The 20,683-nt window shown below is 32.9% G+C and carries 13 protein-coding genes and 5 pseudogenes; 4 read left to right on the top strand and 14 right to left on the bottom strand.

The features are described from left to right. Positions 1 to 104 precede the first annotated feature (104 nt). Positions 105 to 419: pseudogene (locus H131_RS22130) on the top strand (helix-turn-helix domain-containing protein); the annotation flags it as partial. 814 nt (positions 420 to 1,233) lie between these two features. On the opposite strand, the gene H131_RS22125 reads toward H131_RS22130, so the two are convergent. Next, a complete protein-coding gene (locus H131_RS22125) occupies positions 1,234 to 2,727 on the bottom strand; it encodes a BglG family transcription antiterminator (protein ID WP_010861371.1) in 1,494 nt (497 codons plus the stop codon). 703 nt (positions 2,728 to 3,430) lie between these two features. Between H131_RS22125 and H131_RS22115 the strand changes: the two are divergent. Together H131_RS22115 and H131_RS24070 are read left to right on the top strand one after the other, a co-directional pair. After that, positions 3,431 to 4,520 (top strand): annotated as a pseudogene (locus tag H131_RS22115) (IS3 family transposase). 31 nt (positions 4,521 to 4,551) lie between these two features. Then, positions 4,552 to 4,701: pseudogene (locus H131_RS24070) on the top strand (tyrosine-type recombinase/integrase); the annotation flags it as partial. Between the two features lie 49 nt (positions 4,702 to 4,750). On the opposite strand, the gene H131_RS22110 reads toward H131_RS24070, so the two are convergent. The 7 genes and pseudogenes from H131_RS22110 to H131_RS22080 form a co-directional block, all read right to left on the bottom strand. Further along, the gene (locus tag H131_RS22110; RefSeq protein ID WP_010861369.1) at positions 4,751 to 5,518 is read right to left on the bottom strand and encodes a TerC family protein; all 768 of its coding nucleotides are present in this window, start codon (positions 5,516 to 5,518) and stop codon (positions 4,751 to 4,753) included. 921 nt (positions 5,519 to 6,439) lie between these two features. Beyond that, positions 6,440 to 7,903: a sensor histidine kinase gene (locus H131_RS22105; RefSeq protein WP_010861368.1), complete on the bottom strand. Its 1,464-nt coding sequence runs from the start codon at positions 7,901 to 7,903 to the stop codon at positions 6,440 to 6,442. A 180-nt stretch (positions 7,904 to 8,083) separates the two neighbouring features. After that, positions 8,084 to 8,410 carry a hypothetical protein gene (locus tag H131_RS22100; protein ID WP_010861367.1) on the bottom strand — a complete coding sequence of 109 codons (327 nt, stop codon included), beginning with the start codon at positions 8,408 to 8,410 and terminating at the stop codon, positions 8,084 to 8,086. A 56-nt stretch (positions 8,411 to 8,466) separates the two neighbouring features. Beyond that, entirely contained in the window at positions 8,467 to 9,153 is a 687-nt protein-coding gene (locus H131_RS22095) for an ABC transporter ATP-binding protein (protein WP_010861366.1), read from the bottom strand. A 10-nt stretch (positions 9,154 to 9,163) separates the two neighbouring features. After that, positions 9,164 to 10,582 carry an ABC transporter permease gene (locus tag H131_RS22090; protein WP_010861365.1) on the bottom strand — a complete coding sequence of 473 codons (1,419 nt, stop codon included), beginning with the start codon at positions 10,580 to 10,582 and terminating at the stop codon, positions 9,164 to 9,166. A gap of 757 nt (positions 10,583 to 11,339) precedes the next feature. Further along, a pseudogene (locus H131_RS22085) lies at positions 11,340 to 12,177 on the bottom strand (cation:dicarboxylate symporter family transporter); the annotation flags it as partial. Positions 12,178 to 12,405: 228 nt separating this feature from the next. Then, positions 12,406 to 12,888, bottom strand: a complete 483-nt coding sequence (locus H131_RS22080; protein WP_010861363.1) for a GNAT family N-acetyltransferase — start codon at positions 12,886 to 12,888, stop codon at positions 12,406 to 12,408. A 1,051-nt stretch (positions 12,889 to 13,939) separates the two neighbouring features. Between H131_RS22080 and H131_RS25700 the strand changes: the two are divergent. Continuing rightward, positions 13,940 to 14,050, top strand: a pseudogene (locus H131_RS25700) (IS6 family transposase); the annotation flags it as partial. A 189-nt stretch (positions 14,051 to 14,239) separates the two neighbouring features. On the opposite strand, the gene H131_RS22070 reads toward H131_RS25700, so the two are convergent. From H131_RS22070 to H131_RS22050, 6 genes are all read right to left on the bottom strand, one after another. After that, the gene (locus H131_RS22070) at positions 14,240 to 16,039 is read right to left on the bottom strand and encodes a DNA/RNA non-specific endonuclease (RefSeq protein WP_010861361.1); all 1,800 of its coding nucleotides are present in this window, start codon (positions 16,037 to 16,039) and stop codon (positions 14,240 to 14,242) included. Between the two features lie 121 nt (positions 16,040 to 16,160). After that, on the bottom strand, positions 16,161 to 16,832 hold the full coding sequence (locus tag H131_RS22065) for a M12 family metallopeptidase (protein WP_010861360.1): 672 nt from the start codon (positions 16,830 to 16,832) through the stop codon (positions 16,161 to 16,163). A 121-nt stretch (positions 16,833 to 16,953) separates the two neighbouring features. Further along, the gene (locus H131_RS22060) at positions 16,954 to 17,685 is read right to left on the bottom strand and encodes a GNAT family N-acetyltransferase (protein ID WP_010861359.1); all 732 of its coding nucleotides are present in this window, start codon (positions 17,683 to 17,685) and stop codon (positions 16,954 to 16,956) included. 595 nt (positions 17,686 to 18,280) lie between these two features. Further along, a complete protein-coding gene (locus H131_RS26220; RefSeq protein ID WP_010861358.1) occupies positions 18,281 to 18,715 on the bottom strand; it encodes a tyrosine-type recombinase/integrase in 435 nt (144 codons plus the stop codon). Between the two features lie 447 nt (positions 18,716 to 19,162). Beyond that, positions 19,163 to 19,300, bottom strand: a complete 138-nt coding sequence (locus H131_RS25115; RefSeq protein WP_010861357.1) for a hypothetical protein — start codon at positions 19,298 to 19,300, stop codon at positions 19,163 to 19,165. A 695-nt stretch (positions 19,301 to 19,995) separates the two neighbouring features. Next, the gene (locus tag H131_RS22050) at positions 19,996 to 20,571 is read right to left on the bottom strand and encodes a DUF6434 domain-containing protein (RefSeq protein WP_010861356.1); all 576 of its coding nucleotides are present in this window, start codon (positions 20,569 to 20,571) and stop codon (positions 19,996 to 19,998) included. Positions 20,572 to 20,683: the final 112 nt, after the last annotated feature.

Raw genomic sequence — 20,683 nt, 5'->3', positions numbered from 1 at the left:
AAAATCAAACATTTTGGTGTTTAATGTCCCTTCATGAGTTTCAAAGCCTCACATAGTCTAAAATTGAGGTGATAATGTGAAGGGAATTAGTAGGAGATAATGTAAGAGAATTACGAAATCTTAAAGGGTTAACACGAGAAGAATTTGCTGAAAGATGCAATTTAGAAATATCTTATTTGGCTCGTATTGAGCGAGGGGAAAAGAATATTAAACTCCAAACCCTTGAAAAATTAGCACTTGGTCTTGAAGTGTCACCATATACAATTTTATTATTCAATGAAATATCAAATCCAGAACAACACTTTAGAAATGACGAACTTTTAAAAATTTTAAACGGAAGACTAATTAACAGATCTGAAACAGAAATAAAAATGGTATTAAAAGTGGTCGATGAAATTTTAAAAGCACTAGATAACTAGCTGCTTAATGAAACCAAAAAATCCCAGCAAAGTTTTAACACGTTTGCTGGCATTAATCATTATTTTTTGCAACTTCCAATACATTCAACGATATTCACCATATTCATTCAACTCAAGAACATGATTTATTCCACCCCTTGGTAGTATTCAGACAGTTAAACCTTCAGGGTGTTACCTCATTGGGAAAGGGATTATTTTAAATTTCATTCTGACAATGAGGTAATCAACATTTTTAGCTCAACAACATAATTGCCACAGAATATAATACACATTATTTAAATTCGTTTACAAAACAACCTTTCGGAATATTTAATAAACTATCAACATCTTTCTCTATATCATCACACTCTAATACATGACTGATCTTGTATAGTCTCATTGAATAAAAATTTAAAATTTCGGTTGTAGCTTAGAAATAAGTCACGAAGTTTATAAAAATGTTGCGATGTTTAAAACAAAGTCGCGACGTTTATAAAAAAGTTCGAATACGTTATTGTGGATTAAAACAAGGTTTGACCGTTTTCCCCTTTGGTTTAGTAATCTAAAAGGGTATTTTTATAGTGAAAACGAAAAGAACATCTGAATTGAAAGATCGATTAACGAACTGTTGAGTGACAATAAGTTGTTCCGTTAAAGGGCCATTTAACGGAATAAGGTCTTAAAGAGAACTGGTTAGGGAATTTCGAATTTTTACATGACAACAAGTTTCTATTTAAAAAGTTAATGTTATGAAAAATCCGCTCATCAAGAACAGATGAACAGATTTGGGGTTTATATGTCTAACATAAGCATAATCCGATGGTTGTAATGTCACTTATTCATATATATATTTACCTATATTATCAATATCCCGCTCTGTTACAAAAGGCTGGATTTGTATGACCAGATGTGATTTTATTCTAAGCGGTATAGTAGAAATAATAAAATCTATATCATAATCTACTTCCAACTCTTTTTCTTCTGCTAAGTTAGTCGAAATAAGAGGTGGAAATTCTATTTTATTTCCAAATTGATTCTTTAATTTCGCTGAAATATATTTTTCCCAGCCGCTTCCTTCTCCTGCAATGATAAGAGTTTTTTTGGGTCTAAATTCATTAGAAATTCGAGAAGCTTCTATGTACATTACAATATTAATAATTTCTTCATCTGGTACATGATTAGTTATTTTATGCTTTCGTACCCAATCTATATATACGTCCTTAACTTTCAGAAAAGTTTTAAAGTGTTGTTTTTTCAAAGAAGATGTAGTGTTTTTTTTATTACCTGGAATATAAGAAAGCAAATTTAAAATATATACTTTCTTCCTAAAGTATAGAATAATTGAATAGATAAATTCCTCATCTTTAATAAAACAATTACCAAATTTATTATCTAACATAGATATAAAATCTCTTGTGATATTATACACAGGTAAACTACTTTCATAAAATAAGCTTACTTCATTTTTTCTTTCTTTATCTGGATACTTATATATATAATCCAAACATTTAAAAACAATCGTTATAGTAATTTTTTCTGCGTCAGAAAATGATATATTATGATCTCTTTCAAACTGATCTAAATGTAAAGATATTTCATTGTACTGCGGTGTATCCCTATTAAGATTTGAAAATTCATTAATCCATTGTAATTCATGTCCTTGTTGTTTCCTTAATAGTAAAATAGCTAAAAAATATGCAAATTTACGTCTAGAACTTATATATAAAACAATATCCATCGAATTTTCTACTCTCTCTAAAAAATCAAAAATATCATCTTTGGCAAATGAAAATGGCCAATCTGTACTCATGTAAGCTTTTGAATATAATTTCGTAAACATATGGATTACTCTCCAGTTATCACCTACTATCTTAATCGGTTTCCTTTCAAGTTTTAAACCAAAATGAGCTAAGTCTCTTTCAACTTTTTTTAAAGCTTTAGAGACAACATATGGTTGAACAAACAGTTCTTCAGCTATATTCACTACCGTTGTTTCATTGTTCACTATTAACTTATTTAAAATCTGAAATGTTAAAGATTTTCTAAAAAATAACGTAATCACTTCATTTACTGATGCATGGATAGGCATTATTAATTGAACACCATACCCTTTTTTTATTTCAATACTCCAATTTTCAGGTATTACATCTTTTATATAATTCAAATCTTTTCTAATTGTTTTATCTGTAGCTTCTATGGCATTCGATATCTCTTCGAATGTATACCACCTTTTTTCATTTGAAAGAAATTGTATTTCTTTCATTTTTCGTTGTAAATCTGATTGCATCTTAACTTCAAATCCATTATCCTCCACAAAAAAATTACGCATTATTTTCATCCTTTATAACTTAATTTTCCCTAACATATTAATTGTTAAAATGATGTTATTATCAGGGATCATCACCATAAGCGTGTGGTTTATTTCCGTTCCGACTGTGCGCTTTCACTCTGATCCTCACGAAGTCGTCATGCTTTTTAACAAATGTCATCCACAACTTTTGGTGAAGAGCTATTATCAAACTAAATTTCCTTTTTATTCAAAACCATTTTAATACAATTCGTTAAAAAAGTAATTTAAATTTCTATATTATAAAAATACAGCATTTATTATACCATAATATGTACTTTATAGAGGTTCTTTTATCCCGCATATTTTAAAGTATATATAATTCAAATAAACCACCCACCAATTTAAAACTATGACAAAAGTATTAGGATAAAGAGAAATCATTTTTTCATTGACATAGCTTTGACATAAACCATATAATTTCCAAATAATAAACCATAAACTTTCTAACCCTATATCTACAAGGCTTTAAGTCATTTTATAGATTAAACTAAACGAGTTATTATACGAAATTATATTTTAATAGATACTATGAAGTGTCCTTCCTGCAACAATTGGAACATTTATGTGAATCGGCTACACTAAGTTGGACATAAAAAATAAGGGCTAGTACACTTAGACTACCAATTTAAAGGAGCGTGCTACTATGTCACGTCAACGTTGAACTTTTACATCTGAATTTAAATTGCAATTAGTAAAACTTTATGAAAATGGAAAATCTCGTGCAGATATTGCCCGAGATTACGATATAACGCCTTCGGCTTTAGACCGTTGGATTAAAAACCATCAAGAAACCGGTTCATTCGCTGCCAAAGATAATCGCTCTGAAGAAGATAACGAACTAGCTCGATTACGCAAAGAAAACCAACGTTTACTGATGGAGAATGATATTTTAAAGCAAGCAGCGCTGATCATGGGACGAAAATAGATGTGATTCGAAATAACGCTCACAAATATTCAGTATCAGCAATGTGTGACGTCCTTGATATTCCGAAAAGTACGTATTACTATCATGCCGATGTTTGTGGCAAACGTGCGCTAAAAACTGAAGATAAAGAGATTTCCAAAGAGATTACTCGTATTTTCAAAGAAAGCCGTAACAATTATGGTACGCGTAAAATCAAGAAAGAACTAAGTAAATTACCAGAGCCAAAACACGTATCACGTCGTCGAATTCGTCGTTTAATGAAAGGTCTTGGACTAGTATCAAACTATACAGTAGCACAGTATAAGCTGCATAAATCAACATGTAATGAAGCGCCGATAAAAAATGAATTACAGCGCCAATTTGAGCAAGAAGAGCCGTTGACTGTCATCGTGAGTGATTTAACATATGTCCGTGTCGGAACAAAATGGCATTATGTATGCTTATTTGTCGACCTTTTCAATCGTGAAATCATTGCCGTAGTGCTGGTGCAAATAAGACAGCAGTGCTGGTTTATCAAGCGCTAGTAAGTATTAGAGGTAACTTGAACGACATTCAAATGTTTCATACAGACCGAGGAAAAGAGTTTGATAATAAGCTCATTTCAAAAGCCCTAGAAACATTCGGAATCCAGCGATCCCTGAGTATGAAGGGATGCCCTTATGATAACGCCGTGGCTGAGGCGATGTTTAAGGTATTTAAAACCGAATTCGCTAACGGAGCACATTTCTCTACTCTTGAACAGCTCGCTCTTGAACTTGATGATACTGTTCATTGGTTCAATAACATTCGAATTCATGGAACACTAGGCTATTTAACACCAGTGGAATTCAAGCAACAGACCTTATAATTTTTGTCCAGTTTAGTGTTGACATACCAAGTTTGTTACTGAAAGAAATCCACATCGTATGAGTATTGCGCAAATGAGGTATATCATTAAACGAATCTCCAGTCGTGCTGGAATTAATAAAGATATATATCGCCATCAATTAAGACATAGTTACGCTACACATCTATTAAACAATGGGGCATGAAAAATATAGAAAAACTGCTCAAGAAATGAGCTTTAATTTATAACTTTTACCCATTTGATTTTGACTGATTCCTAGGTGCATACCATCCGATTAGGGCAATACCTACTAATACCCCATAGAAAATCATAGTCCAGGCACTACTGTGAGGGAAGTGATGATCTAAAATACCAATATCCTCATGTGCGAGAGTTATTATAGCTAGTTTGACACCAACCCATGCAACTATTGCATATGCTGTTGTTTCCAATGCTGGACGTTTTTCAAGTAGTTGCACAAACCAAGTTGCTGCGAACTTGATTAGGACTAGTCCAGCAATCCCTCCAAGAACAACAACAATAAATTGCCCTCCATCCATACCTCCAAAATCATCTAAGGGAGAATCCGGAAGACCGAGAGCTATAGCAACTGCAGCTAGTATTGAATCGATTGCAAAAGCAAGGTCAGCTAATGCAATTTTCCCAACAGTTGGACCAAAACCTTTACCAGCGACTTCCTTTTCATTGTCCTTATGAAAATTATCATTATCTTTCCCAAACAGTGCCTTAATGACATGTTTTAATCCTAGATAAAGAAGATAGACTGCTCCTATTGCTTGGATCTGCCAGACATTCGCAATAAAGGAAATCGCAAAAAGTGCAGCAAATCTGAAAACGACGGCCAAAATTATTCCGTAATTTATAGCTCTTTTTTTCTGTTCTTCAGGTAGATGCTTGGCAATAACTGCAAGTACTAGAGCATTGTCTGCCGATAATAATCCTTCTAATCCTATTAAAATTAGCAATGCCCAGGCATACTCTAACCATATTGACTCCATTAAAAAAATCCCCAACCTTTTAAATATAGTGACAGGTAAAGTCTCGATAATTATAGAATTTCCTAATTAGCAACTAAGTATACTTAGAGAATATTTTTAAAAAACAAAAAAGCGTCTTTGTGGTGAACAAGGAGGAATATATCTATTTCAAAATAATGTAATATTCTAATCTTTGGAATGTTATGAGTTAATTCTTAAATAAGTAGAAAAGATGAACGGGGCCTTTGAAGACATGCTTCCATATTAATTACTTGTTTAATTGTTCACATGCCCAAGTAACAGCTTATTTGTAATATTTAGAAGTAGACAAGCGAGTTGGGTATGAAACTAATCGAGTTAAATAAGATTCCAATCGTGATTGATTCAGTCTATCCGCAAAGGATTGAATCTCGGGAACAGGCGTAGTTCGCGATACATGATTTATATGACGCTTGAATATTACTGAGTCTTCTTCCAAGGGTTTCATAAAATAGCTTTCTGGATGTTTCTCTCTTATCTCCTGAACCCTATCTGAAGTAGCTTCTGCAACTAAGTAACGTCCTTTATTGAAGATAATATTTATATCCGAATACTTCCGAATACTCTTTCTGGAAAGATCGGCCTTCCTGAACAACTAGGTAAAGTTCATACCCTTGAGAGATTGTAGTTTAATTCCATAAAGCTAATTCATTCTTTTTTATTTTTTCAATTATCTCCATCGAAATTATCTTTTGTGATAACAAAAGACGCACCTACGACCGGTTTTTCAAAAACTGCAATTTTTCTCCAATCGGATTCAAACTTATCTCTATAGACACCTCCCATAGTTTCACATTTAACAATAACTCTGAAACGTCAAGGTTATAAAAATAAAACCAGATACTCATAAAAAAATTATGAGTACCTGGTTATTTCAGTTGGAAAATACCTCTAATTACTTTTTTAACCTTTACAATGGAAACAAGGGATATTAACTAAAAATTGAACGTCATTTTCGATATTAGTTATTGAGTAGGTAACAGATAGGGATTCAAAAATTTCTTTTACAATATATAGACCTAGTCCAGTTCCACCAGTATTCCTATTTCTCGATCTTTCAATTCTATAAAATGGCTGGAATAATTGTTGTATTTCCTCTTCTTTAATTTGTACACCTGTATTAATCACTTGTATTTGAATTTGATTGTCTTTTGGATGCTCAGTTAACTCTTCTATTAATACTGTTTCTCCATGCGGTGAATACATAATCGCATTATGAATAATATTTTTAAAGGCTTTTTCTAATAAATCGCGATTTGTACGTACTTTAATGTAAGGCGAAATTTGCTTTATTATCTTAATGTCTTTTTGAGAAGCGAAAAATCCAAGATTTTTTGTAATTGTATCAATTAATTCTAAGAGGTTGACTTCTTCCAATTCCACCTTAAAGGTATCTTGTTCTAGTTTAGACATACTCAAAATTTCTCGAACTAGTTGTTCCATACTTTCAATAATTTTGTGATTTTTTTCTAAGTAGAAGTCACGATTTTGATAAGGACCAATATTATAAATCATCCCTTCTGAGTATCCTTTCATCACAGTGAGAGGAGTCTTTAATTCATGGGCAACAGTTGCGAAAAATTCCCTACGTTTTGTTTCGATTTCTCTTTCTCTTTCAATATCATCTTTTAATTGCTCATTTACTTTTTGTAAATCATACATGGTTTGTTGCAAATTATTCGACATCTCATTCAAGCTATTGGACAGTTCCTCTAATTCGTCATTTGAACGGACTACGACGTTTTTGGAAAAATCCAGGTTTGCCATCTTTTGCGCACGCACATTTATATAAATGAGCGGTTTTGTAATGAACCTTGAATATAAATAGGCACTCCCCAATCCAATACACACCACAATGATACTTACATAAGGAAGAAAACGCACTAAAACATGTGACGCTTCATCAATAGGTTGAAATGTCGCAAATACAGTAACCGTTAAATTACTTTCATCTAGGAAGTGAATCGGCAAAGTAACAAAAAATGCATTCCTTAGAGTTTCTTCATTCTGTATTAATCCTGTTTTTGCATTAAGATTTGGTGGTTGCGTAACTCCCTGCATCATGAAAGTAGGCGTATATATAATAGTTCCCTCTTTAGTTTGTAGGTAAATATTAGAATTATATTTTTTGGTGTAGTCTTCAAAAAGCGGTATCGTATTTGTTAATGTTAAATTCTCAGAATTATGGATAATTTCCTCTATTCCTGATTGGAGCTGGTTGGTTTTATATTGTTCATAAAATGTTGGCAGGAAGAAGTATAAAATTAAATAAATCAAGACTGCAAAAGATAACAATATGAGAGACGTAATCATAAAGAGTTTATAGGTTATTTTTTTCATCTTCATGATGTGTACAATCCTATTCATCGAAATGCCCCCTAAGATAAACATAGTTTAATTTTCACCTGTCTATCCTAAGGGGAATATACGTTATTGATAACTAGTCATTGCTGTCTGAAAGTAAATCAAACGGGCTAAAGTATCATGAACTTTTCTTTCTAATAGAATTAATTGCCTTAGAGTATTCACCTAATAGATCAAAGAATTTTAATTAGGAGATGTAGAACCCGATGTAGAACCTTGTATCATATCCTCTTCTGAATTAGATGAGGAAGGATCCCACTGTTCTGGTGTCCGTTCACCTGGTTTTGATGAGAACTCCTCCCACTGTTCTGGCGTCATTTCTCCCCTTGGATTTGGAGATTCCCACTGCCGCTGATCAGGGGTATTTTCTTCTGAATACGTTTTATTGTCTTGCTGCGTATTGGTTTCATTTTGATTCAAGTCTCCACCTAAATTTCCCATATTCATATATAAACCAATTGCTATTCCGATAGATACTAAGCCAATAGATGCTGCTATTTTTGTCCGCATTTTTTTCACTCCGATTTTACATTTTTATAAAAAGAGTTTTTTTAAAATTTTTGTTCCTATTTTTTCTTCAAAGTTTTACAAACCAAATTTCGTTGTTCAAGAAAAACTACTTTATCAGATTGTTTAGCTACTTCCTGGGAATGCGTAACAACGATGATACATTTATTTTCTTTATGAGCTAGTTCTTTAAACAATTTGATAATTTCATCCGAAGTTTTCTCATCTAGATTCCCAGTCGGTTCATCCGCAATTAATAAATCTACATCACTAGATAATGCACGAGCAATGGCTACACGCTGTTGTTGACCGCCACTAAGCTGTAAAACCTTTCTTTTTGCTTCGGTTTCCGACAAGCCTACCATTTCTAATAACTCAAGCGCTCTTCTCTTTTTATCTTTTATGTTAACTCCTGTAATTTCCATTGCCGTGACCACATTTTGAAGAGCCGTCATATACGTAATGAGATTATATGATTGAAAGATTATCGAAACATATTTATTTCTATATTTATCTAAACCAATTTTTCGTATATCTTTTCCTTTGTAGAGCACATGTCCTTCTTTAGGGATATCTAATCCACTTGCTAAACTAAGTGCTGTTGTTTTTCCTGAACCTGATGGTCCTAAAATGCTATAGAAACATCCTGTTTCAAAGGTAAAGTTTACATTCTCTAATAAAGTATTCTTCTTATTATTACTTTGATAATAGTAATATAGATTTTTAAATTGTAATAAAGTGTCCATGTGACTCCTCCTACTCATCTTTTAATAGTATTTCTTTTGGATTTAAACGAAGAATTGATAATGCTGGTAGAAGTGTTGATAGAGTGGCAATTAATAGCCCTAATCCACCTAAATTCAACACATCTTGTGACGTTATACTTACATCAATATCATCGATAGGTTGCACATCTTTATCTTGTTTATTCATCATTCCAAATGAGAATCCTAGATTATTTGATTCTTGTTGTTGATCTTCAGCAGCAATAACTTCTTGCTGTAATAAACTGTCTCCTATTTTTTGAGACACTGTTTCACCTGTAATGGTAGAAATGCCAAATGCTAGTACCGCTATACATAGTACTTCTACTAACAGTTGTCCTATTAATTTCCTCTTTTTTTCACCGATTGCCAACAGAATACCTAATTCCTTACGTCGCTCTTTTATAGTCAACATAATAATAAGACCTAATATAATTGATCCTGCAATGGATACTAAATAGACAATCATTTTGGAAGTAGCGGCAATATTCTCGATAGGGCCTACCATTTTTTGATATAAAGCATCATGCGCATCTAACTTAAATAAATTGAAATCAATATTTGTTTTCATTGCCTCTGCTTTAAAATCCTCTATATTCTCTGGATCATTTAAGTAGTAAATTGCTTCGTTAATGGATACACCCGTTTCATTACTTTCAGACATTTCTTTCATCGAATCATAAATAGTGTATATTTTGTTAGACGGATGCATCATAGCTGGTAAATTTGCCTCGAAGTCAGTTATTCCGGAATTTTTGTATATCCCTATTATTTCTAACTCTACCTTTGATGTTTCATCCTTTGATTGGATTTTTAACATATCACCAACTTGGAGCTCATTTTGTTCGGCTAACTGTTTTTCAATCAAAGCTACTTTCTTATTCGTATCCTCTGATGTAATCGGACGACCGTCAATAATTTCATTCGTTCCATCTGTAAAATCTTGCAATAAATCAGAACTTCTCACACCTTGGATAAATGTATTAGGCATTTTCATATTTCCACTACCACCTACTGCCCCACTTACCCCTTCGTCATCTTTGTCACCATTAATAGGCGTGAAATCATCTGCTACAAACATGTCACTTTTAAGATAGTTGTAGTCTATTACATATGGTGATTTAGCTACCTGGTCTGCTTCATCTGCAAAAAGTTCAGGGTGTTTTATTTTTCCATTCGGATTCTCTTCTCGCTGTTTCGCCACATTTTCCATAAGCTTCTCTTCGTCCATTCTAAGGCTCACATCTACACCTAATGTTTGTCTAGCATGATCATTCGCCTTTTGTGAGACATTTTGTATTGCAAAACCCGCTAATACTAAATTAGAAACTACTAAAAATACAGTAAATAATATTAACGATTTCCCCATCCTTGCTTTAACACTTAAAAATGCACGTTTGATAAAATTCATTTTCATTACCTCCTTGATAGCTATACTATATAAGAGTAATCTGTAGTTTATATGAAGATACTTCGAAGTTTATCTGTAGATATACGGGAGTTTATGTGAATCAATTTCCGAAACTTTAGAAACCATTAATTTATAATGAAAAAACGCAATTCCCCTACCAATTCAATGTATTGGTGGAGGAATTGCTTGCTGTTATTTTTTATTCAATTATTCTAGTTTCTACACCGTTTTGATAAGTTTGACTAATAATTTGGCATAAAGCTACATTTACCAGTGTAGCAGGACGACCGAATAATTCGGACTTATATTTAGCTAAAAGCCTATCCTATAAATTAGATCATGATATCTCTATTGAAACAAAAGAGAATGAATACACTAAATTTATTTTAATTTTTCCTAAAAACCAAACAATATCATACAATTGCGTAACAAAAGTTAAAAGGAAAGGTTAGCGTTATAATTTTCATAAAAAAGCATTAATGAGTCTGCCGATGCTGCGGCTTTTATCTATCTCCTCAGGTTATGAACTATCACGACATATTAATAGTATTGTAAAAAATATTATAGAAGTGAACTAACGATGATTGTTCATCAATTACTTTCATTTTCACTTCTACTGGATAACTAACTCTTGTCCTCATAGAAAAACACCTCCACGTTGATTTGATAAGGTACAATACCCATTTTTCAACGAAAGGTGTTTTTATTTATTTTGTGTTTTGGTCAGTGTAATACTAGACATAGTGATGAACTATGAGGCTGCAATCGCTTGATAAAGTGTTGAACCATCTAAGTAAAAGGAGTAGCCAGTTGGAATAACAAAGGATACGATATCCTTCGAATCACCTAGTTTCTCCATTTTTAACATAATTTGAGGTAACACAGTACCAGAACTTGCTGTTGAGAACGCTAAAATCAGTCCATCCTTTAATACTTTAATTAAGAAGAAGATGCTGACACCCACGAATTTTGCAACAAGCGCAAGAACGACAAATATGAAGAATAGCATTGTTGCATAAACAAGTAAAGCCAGTGGTTTCAGAGATGTGAATCCATATTTAGAAACGGTTACACCGATTAAACCAAATACCCCAAGCGGAGCGAATTCTATGACAAGGTTAGTTACCCAGAACATAGCATCTGCTACACCTTGGAAGAAGTCTAATACTCGCTTACCTCGTTCTCCAATAGCAGCAACCTCTAAACCTAAAATAACAGAGAAGAAGATGATAGCAAGCATGTCACCTTCACCCATTGACTGAATGATATTTGTCGGTACAATTTCTACAATAATATCAAACGGTCCTTCATGCTGTACTTCTTCTGTAGTTGTAACGTATTTCGAAATATCTCCTTGAGATAGCTCGTTCATATTCACACCTGCGCCTGGTTGGAATATGTTTTCGGAAAGTAAACCAACTACAATTGCTACTGTTATAATAATTTCAAAGTAAATAATTGATTTCTCGCCTAATCGTCCAAGCTGTTTCATGTCTCCAGTTCCAGCTACACCAACGATTAAAGTCGAAATAATAAAGCACAACAATCATCTTAAATAGATGAAGGAAAATACCGCCTAAAGGTTGTAAATAGGTTTCCATCTTTCTCCGTATAAAATAACCAAAAAACTCAAATTTCTTAATAATTTCCTTCGGACTTTTTGTTCCATCGAAAAGATACAATACTTCCAAATAAAAATCTGGATTTACGTCATACTCTTTATAAAAAATTAAAAAGACGCTCTCTACGAATTTTAGACAGTATCAAGGCAAATATGCAAATCAATGTTAGAAAGGTCGATTATAACCTATTTTCCATTCCACCTATATTTTTAAAACCATTCGTGTAGTTTTCAAAATATGCCCATCAAAATCATCATCAAATTCATCAACAATTTGGAAACCTTTTGCATTGTAAAAAGTTATTCCGATACCATTCGCAGTTTCAACATTAACATAAATCAATTCAGCCTTTAATTCTTGAATACCTTTATATAGAAGTTCCGAACCTATCCCCATATTTTTATAACAAGGATGAAGATAAATTGCTGACAATTCAATACTTCTATCGTTATTAATATTTGAGTAGTTTGCAAAACCTACAATTTCTCCATTCAATTCCGCAACATAGAATGGCGTTTGTAGATACCTGATTTCTAACATTTTGCTATTATATGCTTGTGATAAAAAATTATCTTGAATAATTCTAGGAATAATTCCGTCATATGTTCCATGCCAACTTTCCGTGGCAATTTTTGTTACCTTGCTCATATCTTCTTTTTTCATCTTCCTAATAAGTAATTTCATTTTCACATCTCCTTCGAAAAAAACTAAATTTAAACAAACAAATTTACTTTTTTAACAAATATTAGCCGACATTTGTCCTTTGAGATATTAATAATAAAAATCCTAATATAAACAAAATGCCTGAAATTATAATTATTACATATTGTGAGTTAAACATAGCAATAGCCATTGATATTGTAGCTATTGAAAATGGAGATACCGAATTTAAAATTACCCCTCTAATAGCAAAGAAATCACTTTGTTTTTCTAATGGGATAGTACTTTGAAAAAAACTATTATTATGGATTCTCATTAGAGAAGGAGAACAACCGATAATTAAACTTCCTATAGCACCGATAAATACGTATTGGGATAATCCTATTATCAACATTCCAATAGAACATAAAAAAAATGAAAATACAATGAAAAATTTACTTTTATTAACTCCGGTTTTAGTAAAAATATGACTTACTGATAATATAATAATCCTAAACTAAACGATACTTCATACAAAGCTAATGTAGTAGATGAGAAATTGTTTTCATAAACAATTAGCGCAGGAAATAATAAATTTAGTAATGGAATCATCGTAAAATTAAATATTAAAAAAGCAATCATAAGCAATATAATAGTTTTATTTTTAAATATATCAATCATGTTGTGCAAAAAGCCAATTTGATTTAAACCATCAACTTGAATTGGAATGAAATTTTTCCATTTTATAATATTTAATAGTCCTATTGATAAGACGAATAGAACAACAATAAATAAGTAGGCATTTCCTCCAGAATTAATACGTTTATTATAAGATCGCCTAAAGCCTTGATACATCAGACTTAGTAATTCTGAATTTACTGACTTTAACTAGTTTGATTAAGTACCTTTATCATTCTTGGATCAACACCCCTGGCTCGATATCATTCTAAAATCCAGCCCACAAACGTTGATATATTAATGTTTACTTACCTTTTTCATCTAGTATCTTCTTACTGCCATTTTTGTATTAGCTCACGCAACGATTTAATGCGGAATGGAAAATATCTGCTACTTCATTATCTTGACTTAGAATATGATAAAAGGAATCGAAACCGTTCATGCTCTATATAAAAGAAACCGAAGTCTTAGCTCAGACTTCGGTTTTTCAATGTATAATGAATTACAATCGTTACTAGTAGTCGCATAATATTGGGTCTCACTCACATTCTTACTTATGGTTATCTCTGAAGAAACTTTACAACAGAACCAATCTTACCTTTATATTTTTCTAAATACACAAAATTTGAGGTTTATTGACTGTTAAGTTGAGATTCGCTAAAAAATTAGTGTGCAACTCCTAATCATATTTCAATGAAATAACTTTAAAAACTAAAAATCAGATTTTTATATCTTCAGATGTTTCAATAACATGACCAATTGAACCTTCTACACAACCGATCGGATCGTCATTTCGTAATTTTCCAAAATCAAGACCTGTCAAATCTTCAATTTGTAAAACAGGTACTTGATATGTTTTATATGCACCATAAGCATCTTCTAAATTATCAATTAAATGTTTTTGAGATTGTAAATATGCTGTAGCTGATAATTTTCCATCTTCCTTAACCATCACAGCTACTTTCCAAAATTCTGCTGGTATTTGTACTCCACGATATATTATGTCATCACTACGAAATACTGGTCCAGTAAAAACAGTGGCTTTAAAATTAAATTTTTTAGCTTTTTCTAAAATATAATCCTCCAAATCAAGCCATGTCTTTTGATTAAGGTTTTTATGCTGAGGAGAACAATTTGTAAAATGGAATGTATCCTTATTTGCTTTCTTAGCTAAGTCCCCCCAAATAGGATCACGTCTACGTACAAGATGCCCTTTATCAATTTCATTTCTAGCATACAGCTCAGGACCACACTGATATTTTTGATCTATACGTGAATCAAAAAACCAATTATTTTCCCGTCCAACATCTACAAGTTTATTTCCATCAAGATTAACAACAGTATAGTAAGCTAATCGACGAGATTCACTCATAACAATTGAAAAATGTGTATAATTCAATATTTTTTCCCCATTATTGAGAAGAGCTATATCTGTTTCAAGATCAGGGCGAAATTTAGGATGCGGAACTTCATAATTATCACCTAAAAATTTAGAATCATAACCTGTAGAGTCTTTGTACCAATCCAAAGCTAACTCCTCAGAAAATACCTCTTCAGATGAGTTTTCAACTAATTCCCATCCTTTTGAAAGCTCGTCAAGTAATTTCTTCTTATCATCACTTAGATTTTGAGACTGATTCATAAGAAACTGTACAATACTACTAATTCGTATTCCCTCATTTGCTATATATTTTGTACTATCTTGCGGGTCAGGAACACCTGCATGGTGAAGTGCGATAACCATCCATTCATCATTAAATACAGCTGATCCAGATGAGCCTGGCTGTGTATCAGTTTCATATTGAACAAAATCATCAAATATGTCTAGAATTTTATTCTCTCTATTCGCTACCATCTTAGGTGCACCTGAAGGATGCTGAATTATTGATACGTGTTCACCTACCAATACTTTTCCTTTATATGGTGAAAGCGGTAAGAAATTAAAGTCAATTAATTTTGCCCCGTCAGCGGATGTCTCTTCTACAGCAACTAATGTAAAATCAAGATTCTCATCTGTTATAAAGAAACGATTTGGTGCTAAACGAAAATTTTTTATTTCTCGTTCTTTTAAATCTAATCCCAACTCATAATTGAATTGTGCAAGACTAAATAGCGCAGCATCTTCATCTGCTAAAACATGGTTATTTGTAAGTAGTAAAGAAGGAGACACAAGAAAACCTGTACCATGTCCTCGAACCCTTCCGATACGATCGCGAACCTCAATTCTACAAACAGACCTAGCAGCGTTAAGTCCTGCTTCAAAATAAGAAATAGGAAATAAATCATTCCCTTCAATAATACGCTCTATCGCTAATCCATCTAGTGGATTAATAATTGCTTTCCGAAAAAAAACTCGTTCGGGTTTGCTTACTTCTAATGGGTTTTTATGTTGTAATTCACTTTTCAAATGTTCACGTTTGTTTGAGCGTTCAATATAGCGATTCAGTGCTTGTTGTTGTTGCATAGATATTAAATTTTGATTAAAAATTAAATCTCTTTCAAATTGCATATTAGACATGGTGTTCATCCTCCTAAATATACATTTTTCAACATCATTTGTATAAATATAAGTACCTTTTCTAATTCTGTTTAATTTTCTTATAATAATTGTAGTAGTTCGCCTCCAATTATTTTGAATCTTAAAAAGGATACATTTGTTGAATGAATTGCTTGTCTTTTTCCGAAAGTGTTACTCCTCCGATAGCTTCATAATCTCCAATTGTATGCTCATTTGGTATGGTATAAAGCATTATTGATGTTGGATCAAATTCTGTAAAACTTGTTATGTTTTTATCGTATCGACTAAATATATTGTTATCAACTTCCTCTTTTGACCAATTATTTGGTGGGCCCATATAATACGTATAAACAGCTTCTTTATCCCAAGGAATTTTTGCACTAGGATTTTGATGTTCGTGAATACATCCAAGTGCATGTCCAAATTCATGTAATACCACCCTTGAGTATTCAACTTCAGGAGTGTCTCGTTGAAGCCAACCATAATTCATTGTTGGCTCATTCTTAGCCACTTCCTTACAGGAGGTTCCGATATACGACCAACTACCGTCATTCATATCAAATGCTATACGTATTTCTGCGTCAGGATTATTTCCAAATGCTAATTTTATATTCGCATATTGTTCCCATCTTTTTGCATGTTTTTTGACTTTTTCTTTCACTTCAGGAACCCCCTCTAAAAAACGAACATGTATTGTTTGGCCAGGTTCCCATTTATATTGATCAATAAGGCTTATTTCCTTAGAAAGATTAGATGGTATTTTATCAATACATACTTTAACTGTTTTAGACATAAAATCGCACCCTTTCTATATTAAAATCAAATAAGTCTCAACCCTTTTGTGTTCCATCCTATTTTAAAATTAAATGTATATTCTCCAAGGAAATTTAAATGTTCTCATCCTACTGTTACTCTCAATTAGTGGAGTCGGGAGAAATGACATCCCACTTCCCAAATAGCGTCAAACCAGCCGCTTTTGCTAGTAACGTAGAAGCCACATTATCGAGCTGGCATCTGTACTGTGGTTCGTATCCTTGCTCAAAGGCGTACTTGCAAATTGAACGCACCACTTTGCGAGCATGCCCTTTTCCTCTAAAGGATGTCAGAGTCAGTACGCCGAGATCCGCAATTGGCACATCTTCTTTCCAAGGATACATACTGGCAGCACAGACCAAGCTGTTTTGCTCAAAAGAGCCGAACACTGCCCAGTGAACCAATTCCACATAAGCATCATCCAAGTCTTGTTCTGAGGCGTAGGACTCAAACTCGGAGAAAACCGCATCATCTTGCTCTGTTAACTGGCGCAAAGTACCTTCCAGGTTTTCTTGCAGTAAAATGTTTTTGTCGGCCTCTGAAAAATAATAAAGATAATCTGTGCCATGCAATGTGACTCCCGCTTCATTCAATTTCCGTCGAAAGTCCAACTCAGACAGGTCTTGGTGTTGATAAAGGTCTAATTTATCGGCCATCGCTGGTGTCAGGAGCGCCATCACCATTCCGTCGGTAGTTTCAAACACCATAACTCGGCTGTCTTCGCTAAGGTCGGGGTTAATGGCGACAGTAAAGACTTCATCGCTATAGAGGACCTCTCCGTTCAAAAATTGCGCCTGCCAAAAATCAGTTATCGTTTGTGAAAATAAAGGCATGTTTCTCACCTCCTATAATTGAAATTATATTCAAAAATACCATATTTTTCAATAATCTTTAAATCTTTTTTTGTTTCCCTCCTCCTCCAGCCATAGTTTCCATACATCTAGTTCTAGGTAAACACCTGTCCCTTTGAAATTGTAACTACTTAATAAAATCTCTCACAACCTTTGAGCTTTATGGCTGGTGAGCATTTTTTTATAAGCTACTCTCAACTTCTAACGGGGGACGAGTTTACCCTTCATAGAGAAATTTTGTACACAAATATAATTGAGCTAAACAGTTTTAAATCCCTTTTTTGAATATAAGTTCCTAATTTTATTAAAATCTCTGTTAACATTTAATAAAACACATTCCCACTTGTTGTAGAAATCTGCTCCGTTAGTACAATAAGTTCAACAAAAAAAGCGTTAATCCTTCTTTCCTTAACTTCCTAGGAAAATAAATAACACCCGAAACCTATATATCAAAGGTTTCGGGTGTTTCAGAGAAGTCGATTATTTGCGTTAATTTATATTTTGTGAACAATCCTCTCCCCCTTTTTCACATAAATTGATCATAGATTTCCTTATGAGCATGATCATAGAGCCTTGCTTATAGTAACATAGGCTGCAGTTCCTTATGGCGGAGGAGAACCTGGATGCATAAGAGCGGCATTGCCTTCATAGCTAAACGAGCTGCGAAGGTATGTCGCAATGTGTGGGGAGGAATTTTCATACATAACTGGCCTCCATACTCGGCTAACTTTTTTTGGACAGTCCTATGGCAGATTGGTCTTTTTCCAGTTATATTCACGAATACAGTCGGCATATCGTCTTCCCACCCTTTTAGATACCTGGATAGTTGTTCCCCACATTCTCGTGTAAAAAGAACAATTCGGGACTTTTTACGTTTCCCCTTTGTAATTAGAATTGACCGTTCAGACCGGTTAATGTCTTCCTTTTTCATGGCAGATAATTCACTAATTCGGTTGCCTGTGGTATATAAGATTTCAACTACAACTCGATAATACTGGGCAACTTTTGCCAATTCCCTTAATCAGGTCATTTGTGTGATTTTAAGTATATCTTTGCCTTCTTAGCGGTATATTTGCCAACATAGTAATACCAACCCTTTCAAGCTACTTGGTTTTAATACCCAATCGAATAAAAGTGTTATATTGATTTAAATTGAATTTACCTATAGCTTTTGGCATTATTTTGATTTATTTTTTACTTTTGGCATATGTATGATACATGATTTAAGATTAACTATTTACAATAACAACTAGTAAGTTCATTTGTCACTTTTGAAAAAAGAATGATTAAAATTTGCTGGTAATCCTCAGTTTCCTGATTAAAATATACCTCTTATTTTGAACAAAGTTTGATCAAAATAAGAGGTTTTATCTGTTTGTCGCTATTCATTTTTATAATAAAGATTGATTATTCCGGAACGCTAATCTTCAACTAAAGCCTTAGTTAGTGGAATATCAATTTATTTTCTATCTCTTATTTCTTCTAGTATTTCTATTACACGATTGTTTTGTTTTTCAATAGATTTTAACCTTTTTTCAATTATGCTTGAAGAGAAAAACACAATTAGTACAATAGCTATTCCGATTATTAAATCCATTTCTATTCCTCCGTCTATATCATTGTTTATCTATGTATTTTTACTTAATACTACATACATTTAACAAGGTTTAAAGTTACATGCTTGTTCAAGTATTCTGCCCCATTAGCCATCCATGTAGCGCAAAATCAACACTACACCACAGAAAATGAAAGATTTTTACGTTCTTTCATGGGAGTTTAAGAAGAACAGGGAAGCTTATTAAACAATCGCGCCCTATTGTTGAAGATCACAAAATATAAAAAGTGACGACTGCATACATACGTTTTAATGAAGTATACCATATTAAAAGCACAAATGATTTTGTGCTTTATTAGTTTAGTTTGACTCTTCTATAGGAGTTGGATAATTACAGAATATAAGGTAGGAATTATAAAGAAAAGAAGGAGAGATACAATGTTCGATCAAGTTGCGTATTTTATTTTTGAAGCCCTGGTAATTCTAACGGTTTTGGTTGTTGTGGTTGGAATCCCTCTTGGGGATACACTGTTTAGAAAAAAATAATACTGCATCCATTTGGATGCAGTTTTTTGAATTTACAACTTGTTTCGTTTCTATAATAAATTTAGAGATTGGTGAAAAATAGTGGACCATATTGAGGTAAGCCCCTTTTAGCTTAAGTGCATTATTTCACAAAATCTAGATTTCCTTTCAGTTATTACAGGAGTGCTGCTCTACAGTTGAAGAAGAAGGGGTCAAGAATTACTTTTCGGTATGTACTTATTTTTTCCTGGTAATTTCTTTATCTCCTTCCAAGCAGCAATAGCATCTTTTCGCTTTTTCCCTTTATTTTCAGGATCAGTAAAGTAATCTCGCGTAAATTGATTATATTCAAATTGGGAACTAATTGTTGTGATGTATGAAGGGTCTTTCTTACGATTCTCTTCTTCATACCAGGCAGCAATTACTTCTTGATATGTCTTTCCTACATTTTCTTTAAAATAGTTTTGAATATGTGTGGAAAAATGAAATTTAGGAATTTGTGATTTAAAGAATGCTCTTACTGCCTGACTACAACAATGCTCTTCTGTAATAATTGTATTTAGGCTCAATTCCTTTGATTTAGCAGACTTTTGGTAATAATTTTGTTTTCTAGATGGTTTAGCAATTTTTCCTGTTAGAAGAAAGTAAGCAATTCTTTCTGTGATTTCAACCTTAGAACCTGAAGTACTTAACCCATTTTCTCTACAAAAAACCTGTAGTTCTTCTTTTAACCAGTAAAAATTTCTGAAATCTTTTTCATTCAAATCCTTTGATAATACGGGTCGCATTTCATTCACCTCTACTGTATTTAAATCCCATTTTAGAACATTAGTTTCCAAATGTCCTTGCTAATATTTTATTTAACTCTTCTTGTACTAAACTCCCTCTATAAACATTGAT

The organism is Lysinibacillus sphaericus OT4b.31 (genome assembly GCF_000392615.1).
GTDB classification, from domain to species: Bacteria; Bacillota; Bacilli; order Bacillales_A; family Planococcaceae; genus Lysinibacillus; species Lysinibacillus sphaericus_B.
Note: the sequence above shows the minus strand (reverse complement) of the source record. Positions and strands in the feature narration are given on the sequence as shown.

Coding starts and splice junctions, on each gene's coding strand:
- H131_RS22090 (WP_010861365.1), bottom strand. CDS start 10,582: ATGAATTTTATCAAACGTGCATTTTTAAGTGTTAAAGCAAGGATGGGG.
- H131_RS22060 (WP_010861359.1), bottom strand. CDS start 17,685: ATGCCTTTATTTTCACAAACGATAACTGATTTTTGGCAGGCGCAATTT.
- H131_RS22125 (WP_010861371.1), bottom strand. CDS start 2,727: ATGCGTAATTTTTTTGTGGAGGATAATGGATTTGAAGTTAAGATGCAA.
- H131_RS22105 (WP_010861368.1), bottom strand. CDS start 7,903: ATGAATAGGATTGTACACATCATGAAGATGAAAAAAATAACCTATAAA.
- H131_RS22100 (WP_010861367.1), bottom strand. CDS start 8,410: ATGCGGACAAAAATAGCAGCATCTATTGGCTTAGTATCTATCGGAATA.
- H131_RS22110 (WP_010861369.1), bottom strand. CDS start 5,518: ATGGAGTCAATATGGTTAGAGTATGCCTGGGCATTGCTAATTTTAATA.
- H131_RS25115 (WP_010861357.1), bottom strand. CDS start 19,300: ATGGATTTAATAATCGGAATAGCTATTGTACTAATTGTGTTTTTCTCT.
- H131_RS22065 (WP_010861360.1), bottom strand. CDS start 16,832: ATGTCTAAAACAGTTAAAGTATGTATTGATAAAATACCATCTAATCTT.
- H131_RS22095 (WP_010861366.1), bottom strand. CDS start 9,153: ATGGACACTTTATTACAATTTAAAAATCTATATTACTATTATCAAAGT.
- H131_RS22070 (WP_010861361.1), bottom strand. CDS start 16,039: ATGTCTAATATGCAATTTGAAAGAGATTTAATTTTTAATCAAAATTTA.
- H131_RS22050 (WP_010861356.1), bottom strand. CDS start 20,571: ATGCGACCCGTATTATCAAAGGATTTGAATGAAAAAGATTTCAGAAAT.
- H131_RS22080 (WP_010861363.1), bottom strand. CDS start 12,888: ATGAAATTACTTATTAGGAAGATGAAAAAAGAAGATATGAGCAAGGTA.